Source organism: Methanocalculus sp., from assembly GCF_030651615.1.
Taxonomy (GTDB): Archaea; Halobacteriota; Methanomicrobia; order Methanomicrobiales; family Methanocorpusculaceae; genus Methanocalculus.
This window is the reverse complement of record NZ_JAUSCG010000064.1, coordinates 1-10,300: the sequence shown is the minus strand read 5'-3', so window position 1 is coordinate 10,300 and position 10,300 is coordinate 1. Positions and strand designations below refer to the sequence as shown.

General features: G+C 51.9%; 13 protein-coding genes. 6 read left to right on the top strand and 7 right to left on the bottom strand.

Features of this window, described 5'->3' with window-relative positions:
• Positions 1 to 82: 82 nt before the first annotated feature.
• The 7 genes from Q7V06_RS02665 to Q7V06_RS02635 form a co-directional block, all read right to left on the bottom strand.
• Entirely contained in the window at positions 83 to 688 is a 606-nt protein-coding gene (locus Q7V06_RS02665; protein ID WP_304837679.1) for a CDP-alcohol phosphatidyltransferase family protein, read from the bottom strand.
• Positions 685 to 1,200 (bottom strand): adenylate kinase family protein, encoded by a 516-nt coding sequence (locus tag Q7V06_RS02660; RefSeq protein ID WP_304837675.1) that lies wholly within the window; start codon positions 1,198 to 1,200, stop codon positions 685 to 687. The genes Q7V06_RS02665 and Q7V06_RS02660 overlap by 4 nt, the downstream gene beginning before the upstream one ends.
• Positions 1,197 to 2,264: a histidinol-phosphate transaminase gene (locus Q7V06_RS02655; protein ID WP_304837672.1), complete on the bottom strand. Its 1,068-nt coding sequence runs from the start codon at positions 2,262 to 2,264 to the stop codon at positions 1,197 to 1,199. Before Q7V06_RS02655 ends, Q7V06_RS02660 begins: the two co-directional genes overlap by 4 nt.
• Positions 2,236 to 3,369, bottom strand: a complete 1,134-nt coding sequence (locus Q7V06_RS02650) for an aspartate aminotransferase family protein (RefSeq protein ID WP_304837669.1) — start codon at positions 3,367 to 3,369, stop codon at positions 2,236 to 2,238. Before Q7V06_RS02650 ends, Q7V06_RS02655 begins: the two co-directional genes overlap by 29 nt.
• Before the next feature lie 5 nt (positions 3,370 to 3,374).
• On the bottom strand, positions 3,375 to 4,292 hold the full coding sequence (guaA, locus tag Q7V06_RS02645; RefSeq protein WP_304837666.1) for a glutamine-hydrolyzing GMP synthase: 918 nt from the start codon (positions 4,290 to 4,292) through the stop codon (positions 3,375 to 3,377).
• 11 nt (positions 4,293 to 4,303) lie between these two features.
• Positions 4,304 to 5,887 carry a glutamine hydrolyzing CTP synthase gene (gene pyrG, locus Q7V06_RS02640; RefSeq protein ID WP_304837663.1) on the bottom strand — a complete coding sequence of 528 codons (1,584 nt, stop codon included), beginning with the start codon at positions 5,885 to 5,887 and terminating at the stop codon, positions 4,304 to 4,306.
• 82 nt (positions 5,888 to 5,969) lie between these two features.
• The gene (locus Q7V06_RS02635) at positions 5,970 to 6,386 is read right to left on the bottom strand and encodes a PaaI family thioesterase (RefSeq protein WP_304837660.1); all 417 of its coding nucleotides are present in this window, start codon (positions 6,384 to 6,386) and stop codon (positions 5,970 to 5,972) included.
• Between the two features lie 87 nt (positions 6,387 to 6,473).
• Between Q7V06_RS02635 and Q7V06_RS02630 the strand changes: the two genes are divergently transcribed.
• The 6 genes from Q7V06_RS02630 to Q7V06_RS02605 form a co-directional block, all read left to right on the top strand.
• The gene (locus tag Q7V06_RS02630) at positions 6,474 to 7,142 is read left to right on the top strand and encodes a PEGA domain-containing protein (protein WP_304837657.1); all 669 of its coding nucleotides are present in this window, start codon (positions 6,474 to 6,476) and stop codon (positions 7,140 to 7,142) included.
• Between the two features lie 17 nt (positions 7,143 to 7,159).
• A complete protein-coding gene (locus Q7V06_RS02625) occupies positions 7,160 to 7,606 on the top strand; it encodes a GNAT family N-acetyltransferase (protein WP_304837654.1) in 447 nt (148 codons plus the stop codon).
• Between the two features lie 116 nt (positions 7,607 to 7,722).
• Positions 7,723 to 8,406 (top strand): small multi-drug export protein, encoded by a 684-nt coding sequence (locus tag Q7V06_RS02620; RefSeq protein WP_304837651.1) that lies wholly within the window; start codon positions 7,723 to 7,725, stop codon positions 8,404 to 8,406.
• A gap of 50 nt (positions 8,407 to 8,456) precedes the next feature.
• Positions 8,457 to 8,972: a DJ-1/PfpI family protein gene (locus Q7V06_RS02615; protein WP_304837649.1), complete on the top strand. Its 516-nt coding sequence runs from the start codon at positions 8,457 to 8,459 to the stop codon at positions 8,970 to 8,972.
• A gap of 3 nt (positions 8,973 to 8,975) precedes the next feature.
• Positions 8,976 to 9,674, top strand: coding sequence for a dolichyl-phosphate beta-glucosyltransferase (locus tag Q7V06_RS02610; protein WP_304837646.1), 699 nt, complete (start codon positions 8,976 to 8,978; stop codon positions 9,672 to 9,674).
• Positions 9,671 to 10,300: hypothetical protein (locus Q7V06_RS02605; protein WP_304837643.1), on the top strand; the 630-nt coding region annotated here is incomplete at its 3' end. The genes Q7V06_RS02610 and Q7V06_RS02605, both read left to right, overlap by 4 nt.

Genomic DNA, 10,300 nt, shown 5'->3' with positions numbered 1-10,300 from the left:
ATCGATAACGGCCAGATCAACACCATTAAAGAGAGGACCCGCGAGGAGGTCCGTCAGATCATCGCCATCTATCAGGCGATGATCACTGAGAACGGTTCAGTTCCCCCCAGACATGACGGAACCGCTGAATCGCGGTGATATGACCGAGGAAACCGAAGAGGAGGAGCATGATTCCAAGGTATGTCCAGGAGAAGAGTCCTGTCGGGATCACGATATCACATATTCCTGCAAAGAGGATCAGAACCAGCCGGTCTGCCCGCCCGAGGAGTCCGCCATAGTACCTGCCGACTCCTACCGCCTGTGCCTGTGTACCGAGGTACGATGACATCAGCACACCGGTGAGTGCAAAGACACCGACCTCCCATGAGGTAAAACCTCCGGCAAAGATCCCGACGATGATGAATATATCTGCATACCGGTCAAGGACATGATCAAGAAAATCCCCTGTTACACCAGCTGATCCCATTTCTCTCGCAATAGCTCCGTCTATTGCATCAAAGAAGGCGTTTATCGCAACAAACAGGACACCAAACCCTATCTCACGATACCAGAAGGCGGTCCCTGCGGCAATTGCTGCAAGAAGAGCTATGACTGTCGAAGTGTTCGGAGTGAGACCGAGACGTATCGAGAACCTGGCAACAGGGGTTACGATTCCATTGATATGAGGACGGAATTGATCGAGAGTCATGGCATGTATGAAAGGAGATAGTCTGACCAGTCGCAGTGACCATAAGACGGGGTGCCTCTATCCATCAGGACATCCTGAACATAATCGGCAACGACAGTACTATCGATATCTGTCGTCTCGAACTCATAAATCACTTCTGGATCAAATGATTCCAGGCTCTCGATGAGGACAGTGTCAAGTGCTTCGGCAAGGGCGTTCTCTTTTGCCTTTTCAGAGGAGTAACCACGTCTGATTAACCTGTCGATGATGATATCAGGATTACACCTGAGGATAATAATCCGATCACAGGGGAGGAGATGAGCGAGATGCCCTTCAACAACACCATCAATAATTTGAAACTCATCTGCCCACAGTTCTTCATTGATAATTTTTGTATCGCGATCCGGATCTTCACCAAGAATATAGGGGGTGATGGTATCGTTTATTCGAATAACACGGATACCCCTCTCTTCGAGGATGTCTGCAACAGTCGTCTTTCCGGAACCGGGAACACCGGTTAAGCCAACCATCATAGTGACGCGACCGCCAAAACGAACCGTTCGCATTCCCAGTCTTCACCGATGGAAACCCTGATGAAGGTCTCGCCAAGTCCGGGGAAACTCTCACATGACCTGACCAGAACACCTTTTCTGGCAAGGGCATCAGCTGCCTCTCTGCCGGTATATGGGCTCATATCGACGAGTACAAAATTTGCACCGCTCGGAGCAACCGGGTAGGGGATCTCCAGAACAAATCTCTCTCTCCATCGCCTGACATGAGCAATGAACCGATCTGCATAGGAGAGATCATTGAGTGCCCCGACAGCTGCCGCCGCAGATACGGCATTCAGAGCAAACGGCGTTGCGGCACGGGTGTAGTACGGCAGATACCAGTCCGGTACAAAGGCATAGCCGACCCGGAGTCCTGCAAGCCCATACACCTTCGACATCGTCCGGCCGATTATCAGGTTCTCATATCTATCAAGGAGCGGGAGGTAATCAACGCCAGAGAACTCAACATATGCATTGTCGAGGAAGAGGATACCCTTGATCTCCTCAAGGATAGCAGCAATATCATCAGGTGAGGTCACTGTGCCGGTCGGGTTGTTCGGCGAACAGATGAAGGAGAGTTTTGCATCCCATGCAGATTCGATGAATGCATCTCTATCGACTGTATAGTCTTCCAAACGTTGGATATGTTCAATGATTCCACCCTGTGCTTTGACTGCAAGATCATAAAATGAGAAGGTGGGTGTCGAGATGACGACCCGGTCAAGTGGTGAGATGATCGTCCGGACGACCGTCTCAATAACACCATCCATACCTGCCCCGGTAACCACGGGATACTGGCCATGAACCGACTGCAATTGTGCAATGAGTGCATCATGGGTCGTATCCGGGTACCGGTTTCCAGAGAGGAGTGCCTCGTATGCCTTCGCTAGTGCATCTGCGGATGGAGGAGATGGGTTTTCGTTTGAGGCAAGCCGTGCGACCTGTTCAAACCCAAACCGTGCAGCGATATCCTCTGCCTTCCCGGCAAACCGATATCCACCCTCCAGAAAGCAGGGTCTAATTAAGGACCTCAGTGAGGACTTCATTGACGACTCCTGCTGCACGGTCGATCTCGGCGTCGGAGATGATGAGTGGTGGGACCAGCCGGAGGTTTCCATCTCCGGCACAGTTGACGAGTACACCAAGCTCGGCACACCGGCTCTGCACACGTGGACACTGTTCACCCACCGAAATACCGATCATCAGGCCGCGGACACGTGGATTCCATTTCGCAAGCTTCGAGGCGAAACGTTCACCCTTTGCAGCAATGCCGGGAAGGATCGGTTCAATGACATCGATTGTGGCCATTGCAGCAGCCATCGCAAGCGGTCCACCTGCAAAGGTGCTTCCATGCTCGCTCTTCTTAAATGCAAGGCCATCCCGCGCCGCGATAGCCCCCATCGGAAATCCTGATCCGATCCCTTTTGCAAGTGAGACGATATCCGGCATCACCTTCGTCTGGTGCATCGCAAGCCAGGTGCCTGTCCTGCCCATACCGGTCTGCACCTCGTCGGCGATGAGGAGTGCACCCTTCTCGTCACAGATCTCGCGTACACCCTCGATGAATCCTTCAGGGGGAATAATAACCCCGGCCTCACCCTGTATCGGCTCAAGGAGTACTGCAGCGGTACTCGAGTTGACAGTGGCCCTCAGTCCATCGAGATCTCCATATTCTACAAAGCTGCACTTTGGTTCAAGTGGTCCAAACGGCTCACGAATTGCTGGTTTATGTGTCACTGCAAGCGATCCGATCGTTCTGCCATGGAATCCATGAGTGAAGGCGACCGCTTCATTGCGCTTTGTAGCAAGGCGTGCAAGTTTCAGTGCTGCATCGTTTGCCTCTGCACCCGAGTTTGAACAGAAGATCGTGGAGAGCTGGGTGAGCTTTGCGAGCCGCTCTGCAAACTCTGCCTGTCCGGGGACATAGTAGAGGTTCGAACAGTGGATCAGCTCATGTGCCTGGCGGCAGATTGCTGAAACCACATGGTCATGGCAGTGTCCGGTACTGCAGACGGCAATACCTGCGACGAGATCAAGGTACTCCTTACCATCATCATCCCATACCGTACATCCCTTTCCACGCCGGATCATCATCGTCCGGGAGAAGGCAGGCATAAAGTATTGAGCGTCAAGGCTCCGGTAATCACTCATAAGTATCACTCATATTCAATTGTTGCCGGGGGCTTTCCGGTGACATCATAGACGACTCTGGCAACACCGGGGATCTCGGAGGTGATACGTGATGCAATCCGCTCAAGTGTCTCATATGGTAGTCTGAGGGGATCAGCGGTCATACCATCGCGGGAGTTTACCGCACGTACGGATACGATCCAGCCATGAAGCCTGACATCACCTTTCACACCGGTCCCAAGACCGATGAGGGCGGCAAAACACTGCCAGGGAGAGTAGGTCTCGATCAGCTCATCCTCAACGATATAGTTCGCCTCACGGACGATGGCAACCTTCTCCGGGGTTACCTCTCCAAGCACCCTGACCGCAAGGCCGGGGCCCGGGAACGGCATTCTGTGCTGGATCTCAGGAGGAAGACCAAGTGCTCCCGCAACCACCCTGACCTCGTCTTTATAGAGGTCCCTGAGAGGTTCGATGACCCCTTTGAACTTGATATCAAGGGGCATCCCGCCGACGTTATGATGGCTCTTGATACCCCCTTCGCTCTCGATCCGGTCAGGATAGATCGTTCCCTGAAGAAGATACTCTGCCCCCGTCTCCTTTGCTTCATGCTCAAAGATCCGGATGAAACGCTCTCCGATCGCCTTCCTCTTCTCTTCGGGATCGATGATCCCTTTGAGTGAAGCAAAGAACTCAGCCGCAGCATCAACGGTCTTGAGGTTGATCGATCCGAAGAGCTGTTTTATCCGTGCACTCTCTCCCTTTCTCATCAGGCCGGTATCGACATAGATCGGAATGAGGCGATCACCGATTGCCCGTGCGGCAAGAGCTGCACAGACCGAACTGTCGACACCACCGGAGAGTGCCATGACAACATGTCCATCTCCAACGCTCTTTTTTATCTCTTCAACTGCTTCTTCGATGAATTTTTGTGCATTTACCATTATTGTCACCTCTATGATGTCTTCTTCTCTGCTTTACATGCCGCTACAAACCCAAGGAACGGTGGGGATGGACGGGTTGGCCGTGAGCGGAACTCTGGATGGAACTGAGTCGCAAAGAAGAACGGATGGTCTTTGATCTCGAGTATCTCCATCCGGTTCCCGTTTTTGCCTGAGAATATGAGTCCTTTATCTTCAAGGATCTCGATACAGTCAGGATTTACCTCGTATCTGTGGCGGTGCCGCTCGGTGATCTCTGATGCACCCTGATAGATTTCATCTGCAAGGGTTCCCGGAGTGATCATGACAGGGAAATCTCCAAGCCGCATCGTTCCACCGAGATCGGTCTCACCCTCCTGCTCAGGGAGGATCTTGATGACATGGGTTCCAGGTCCCATCTCTGCACTTATTGCATCGGGAATCCCTGCTACATGCCGGGCAAACTCAACAACAGCAAGCTGAAAGCCGAGGCAGAGACCGATGAGCGGTATCTTCTTCTCACGGGCACACCGGATCGCCTGTATCTTCCCTTCGATCCCCCGTGTCCCAAAGCCGCCCGGAATAAGGATGCCATCCACTTCAGAGAGGATAGTGTCATCACAGTTCTCCGCATCCATCCACCTGATATTCACCTCAGTCGATAGGGAGCGGCCGGCATGCTTCAGCGCCTCCTTGATGCTCATATAGACATCCTCAACACCGTACTTCGTCACGATGGCAACGGTGATCCTGCTTGTATACTCCTTTGTAACAAGCCGGTACCAGTCGTTGGATGGTGTATGCACCTCAAGCCGGAGGAACTCGGTGAGGACTTCAGCAAGCCCCTCCTTCTCCAGTTCCATCGGTACATGATAGGTATCCGGAGCGGTCGTTGCGCTGATGACCGCCCGTTGCGGAACATCACAGAAGGCCGATATCTTCTTCTTGGTATGTGCTCCGATCGGGAGATCGCTCCTCCCGACGATGACATCAGGATAGAGTCCAAGCTCTCGTAATGCTTTGACTGAATGCTGTGTCGGTTTTGTCTTGAGATCCCCCATCGTATCTGCCGGAACGAGGGTGACATGAACCAGGATGAAATCACCGGGTTCAGACTCTCCATGCATCTGCCGGACCGCTTCTAAAAACGGCATACTCTCAATATCACCGACAGTCCCCCCCACTTCGACGATACAGACGTCTGCCGGGCCTTCGCTGCTTCTCCAGTTGAGAGCCGCAGATCGGATCTGGTTTTTGATCATATCGGTGATATGCGGAATTATCTGAACAGTCTCTCCGAGATAATCTCCGTGCCGCTCTTTATCGATCACGGTCCGGTAGATCTTTCCGGTTGTAATATTATGTGCTGAAGTAACCTCGATATCCATGAACCGTTCATAGTTACCGAGATCGAGATCGACCTCTGCCCCGTCTCTGAGGACAAAGACCTCACCATGCTGTGCAGGATTCATCGTACCCGCGTCAATGTTCAGGTACGGATCGATCTTGACCGCAGTCACAATGTATCCTCTGTTCTTCAGGATACGTCCTATTGAGGCGGCGGTGATCCCTTTTCCAAGACCACTCATCACCCCTCCGGTAACAACAATATATTTCACACTGAACCCCGCATAAGATCCGTCTAATTTATAAAACTAATACCCTTCGCATCCGGTTATGGTCTGGTGGAATGAGATGCCTTCAATGACTGGATACGATCGCAAACGATGCGGTCGTCCTGGCAAGGAGCTCTTCAGATCCGTCACCTCTCCTCACCTCTCCTTCAAGAAAGGCGACTCTCCGTCCACGCCGGATAACCCATCCGCGCGCAATGATAGTACCATCCCGGACACCACGCAGGAAACTGGTCGATTCTGAGATGGTGGCGATCCCCTCACCTTCTGTCAGGAGGGTGTAGAGTGCAAGTGCCATCGCCTCATCGGCAAGAGCAACGAAGAGACCACCCTGTAGCCAACCGACTCCGTTCTGCATCGTGGGCTGAATTTCCATAGACAGTTCCGACCTTCCTTCACCAAACGAGAGGACCGACACACCCATCATCTTAAAGAAGGGGTTGGCCTGATCGGAGTCTTCTTTCAGGCGTTTTAAATATTCCATCGATTATGAGTTCCATCGGTTGGGCTTAAGCATTTCGATGATAGACTTTATAACTGATCACAAACCTTCAAAAGATGAGGTATTTACATGGTTTCTCTGAAACACTTCATGGCACTTATCATCGCAATTGCGGTGATCCTTCCTGCCGCATCAGCGATGGTCGGCGGGGACAAAGCATGGTATCTGGTCCATAGCAATGTCGATGACGCAAACGTCTACTTTGGCGGAGAGTACCAGGGACAGACCACCAATGGCGAACTCTACATCGAGTACTATACCACCGGCACCCCGGTGACGAACTTCATGGTGCAGAAGGACGGATACACCACCTATTCAGGTGCGATCACCCAGTTCCCCGCAAAAGGTGAGGTTGTTGACCTGTATGCGACACTGCAATCGGCAGAGCCTGCTCCCCCAATCGGAGGGAGCATCGGCTACTATACTGTCTATGCAAATGTCAACGGTGCCTCAGTCTACTTTGACAGCGACTTCAAAGGAACGATCGCAAACGGTGAACTGACCGTCCAGGTGTATACCACAGGTACACCCTACAACACCTACCGTGTCTCGATGAACGGCTACTCAGACTTCACCGGCCAGATTACCGACTACCCGGCACAGGGTGAGACGGTGAAACTCCATGCAACACTTCAGCCGGTCCAGCCGACTCCGACAAAGTCTCCGGTCTCCATTCTGACGACCTTTGCAGCGATCGCCGGTATTGCAGCAGTTCTCCTCGCCTCAAGGCGGGAGTAACACCCCCTCTTTTTTTTATGGCAACCATACGCACCTTTATATCCGGGGATTTCGACAGCATTGTCGGACTTGAGATGAAGAGTTCGGGATCGGTATACGGAGCCGCCGTCTTCATCAGGCAGATGCAGGTTCTGACAGAGTCATCATTCTTCGTCTCAGAAACAGATGGTGATATCACCGGCTATACCATCGGATCGGTGTTGATGAAGTCACCAAAGAGAGCATGGGTACTTCGTCTTGCAGTGAGTGAAGAACACCGGAGGAGAGGGATCGGGAGGCAGTTATTAATGCGGCTGATCGAAGAGTTGAAAGAGTATGGTGTTGAAGAGGTTCTTCTCTCGGTCTCACCGAAGAACCATTCGGCATTGCCCCTCTACCACTCACTTGGATTTTCTGATGACTCCTTTGAAGAGGCGTACTTCGGCCCGGGTGAAGACCGGCTGATCCTCATAAAATACCTCTGAAGACTGCGCGGCATATTATTTGGTCCTGATATCGGGTGAAAAAGATGAGGAAGGCTCTTTATCTGATAAGCAGAGTACCACCGGCTTATCATCGAGTATGACAGAGGAGATATCTTATGCAGATCACCTCCTTTCCTCAGGATGAAGGCAATAAGAATGAGGAGCTTGTCAAAACCAAGGTATTTTATCTCATCTTTCCTTTTATCCTTTCTCTGCCACTTATTACACTTCTCGCCCTCATGCTTCCGCATGAGGAGGTGTCACTTTTCCTCACACTGCTCGTCGCATATATCATTCCGCCAGCAGGGAAGGAGTCGATCATTCCGTTCGGCATCATTCTCGGATATCCATGGTGGATGATCTGCTCGGCCATTTTGATCATCGACATAGCATCTGCCCTCTTTATTACTCTTAATTTCCATTATCTCTACAAGATTCCATTCTTTGGGCAAATCTTTATACGCTGTTCAGATGGGATGCAGACACTCCTCGGCAGGCACAGATGGATCTCCCGGTTCTCATTATTCGGCCTCTTCCTCTTCATCTTCTTCCCACTGCAGGGGTCAGGGGCAATCAACGGAACGATCCTCAGCAGACTGCTCGGGATTGAACCGCGTTCCGCATTGGTCTGCATCATTGCCGGATCGGGACTCTCCTGCCTTGCAATCGCCTTTGGAGTCACTTTTATCGATGAAGTGAGCAATCACAATCTCTCTGTCATGATCCCAATTCTCGTCCTCATCATCGGTATATCCATTGCCGCCACTTTGTATGGAGCGTATGGATCACGTTTACGGTGAGATGCATCTTGTGAAAACTCTTAATGGCTTTGTTTCCGATATCATACTACATGAAACTCCTGATAGCTGTAGCACCTGAACGGTTCCGTGATGAGGAACTGATTGAACCGATGAAGATCTTTGCATCCCAGGGGATCGAAACCGTCATCGGGTCAACAAAAACCGGCGAATGTTTAGGGATGATTGGTGATCGGATCGACGCGACGATCACGTTTGAAGATGCTGCCATTTCTGACTATGATGGAATCGTCATCATCGGCGGGATCGGATCACAGGACTTCTTCTGGAACAGCCAGGAGCTGATCGGGCTTGTGCGAGATTTCTATGATAGTGGGAAAGTCGTTGCCGCAATCTGCCTCTCACCGGTTGTTCTTGCGATGGCAGGGATTCTGAAGGGGAAGAAGGTGACGGTCTTTTCGAGTCCTGCATCGACACATGCGATGAAGACGAGCGGAGCGGTCATTGTGAACGAACCTGTCGCCGTTGATGGCAGGATCATCACTGCAAACGGGCCAGTGGCAGCAGAAGCCTTTGGAGAAGCAATCATCACCGTATTAAAGCAGTAAACCATGCCACAGGTCACGGATACAGACTGCAGCCTCATCATACCGGCATACAATGAGGAGGAGAGGATAGCAGAGCTTCTCCCCACCCTCCTCTTATTTGATGGCGAGGTGATCATTGTTGCGGATGGTGATGACAGAACCCGTGAGATAGTTCTTGAGTTCATCAGAGCTCATCCCAACCGGGATATCTGCTGTCTTTCATTCACAGAGCGGCTCGGAAAAGGAGGCGGCATATCAAGGGGCATGAAGGCCGCCACAAGAGATTACATCGGATTTTTCGATGCCGATGGGTCAACGAGCGTTTCTGAGATGAAAAAGATCTTTAACGGACTTGAACGGTATGACGGGGTGATCGGCTCACGGTGGATAGCCGGCGCAACGATTCCGATCAGACAGGGACTCACCCGCAGGATACAGAGCAGGGTCTTCAATCTGATCATCCGTCTCCTCTTCGGCCTTTCATATGCTGATACTCAGTGCGGTGCAAAAGCCTTCCGGCGTGAGGTTGTGGAGCAGGTACTTGATAGTGTCTCTGCTACCGGATTTGAATTTGATGTCGAGCTTCTCTGGAGAGCAGAGACGGCGGGATTTGTGATATGTGAGGAGCCGATAATCTGGAGTGATCGCGGCGGATCACGGGTTCGTATGAGTGATACCGTCGCGATGCTCACCGGACTCCTCTGCATCAGGTTTTTACGATGATAAATGGTGAACAGGATGATCCGATCCGGCAGGCATTCCTCCTCTATGAAGCAGGAGCATATGAAGAGTCACTTGCACTCTGTTCTGGTAGAGAGGATGTAGTCTTTGAAATCCTTACAGCAGATAACCTCCTTGCCCTCGGAAGGTTAGCCGATGCGGAAGCGGCTTTTCGCGATCTCATCCGGGTGATGCCGGGATCATCAAAGCTCCATTTCGGACTTGCCGAGGTGCTCAGGCTCCGTGAAGATGATCGGGCGGCTGCTGAGTATTCTGAAGCTGTACGCCTTGATCCGGGATATGCACCTGCACTCAGGCGGTATGCTGAGTTCTTCACCGAGAGAGAAGATTATCGGGCGGCGATCCCGATCCAGAAGGCACTTGTTCGTATCAGCAGGGAGAAGAATGATGCACTCGCCCTGATGCGGTCACTCATTACCATATCAGAAGGAGAGGAAGCAATTGCCCTGTACAGGCGCACCTTCCCTGAAGGTTCTGAGAATCCGGGGTATATCGAGGCCCTCATGGCCTGTCAGCGGTACGATGAGGCGGCAGGAGCTGCTGAAGAGGCATGGCTCAGGCGAAGGGAGAAGCCATATCTCCATCTCTGGCTCTCTTCACTCCAAAGA

Excerpts from the sequence above, each read along its gene's own strand:
- Q7V06_RS02610 (WP_304837646.1), top strand. The coding sequence starts at position 8,976 with ATGCCACAGGTCACGGATACAGACTGCAGCCTCATCATACCGGCATAC.
- Q7V06_RS02625 (WP_304837654.1), top strand. The coding sequence starts at position 7,160 with ATGGCAACCATACGCACCTTTATATCCGGGGATTTCGACAGCATTGTC.
- Q7V06_RS02615 (WP_304837649.1), top strand. The coding sequence starts at position 8,457 with ATGAAACTCCTGATAGCTGTAGCACCTGAACGGTTCCGTGATGAGGAA.
- Q7V06_RS02635 (WP_304837660.1), bottom strand. The coding sequence starts at position 6,386 with ATGGAATATTTAAAACGCCTGAAAGAAGACTCCGATCAGGCCAACCCC.
- Q7V06_RS02620 (WP_304837651.1), top strand. The coding sequence starts at position 7,723 with ATGCAGATCACCTCCTTTCCTCAGGATGAAGGCAATAAGAATGAGGAG.
- Q7V06_RS02665 (WP_304837679.1), bottom strand. The coding sequence starts at position 688 with ATGACTCTCGATCAATTCCGTCCTCATATCAATGGAATCGTAACCCCT.
- guaA (WP_304837666.1), bottom strand. The coding sequence starts at position 4,292 with ATGGTAAATGCACAAAAATTCATCGAAGAAGCAGTTGAAGAGATAAAA.
- Q7V06_RS02650 (WP_304837669.1), bottom strand. The coding sequence starts at position 3,369 with ATGAGTGATTACCGGAGCCTTGACGCTCAATACTTTATGCCTGCCTTC.
- Q7V06_RS02630 (WP_304837657.1), top strand. The coding sequence starts at position 6,474 with ATGGTTTCTCTGAAACACTTCATGGCACTTATCATCGCAATTGCGGTG.
- Q7V06_RS02655 (WP_304837672.1), bottom strand. The coding sequence starts at position 2,264 with ATGAAGTCCTCACTGAGGTCCTTAATTAGACCCTGCTTTCTGGAGGGT.
- Q7V06_RS02660 (WP_304837675.1), bottom strand. The coding sequence starts at position 1,200 with ATGATGGTTGGCTTAACCGGTGTTCCCGGTTCCGGAAAGACGACTGTT.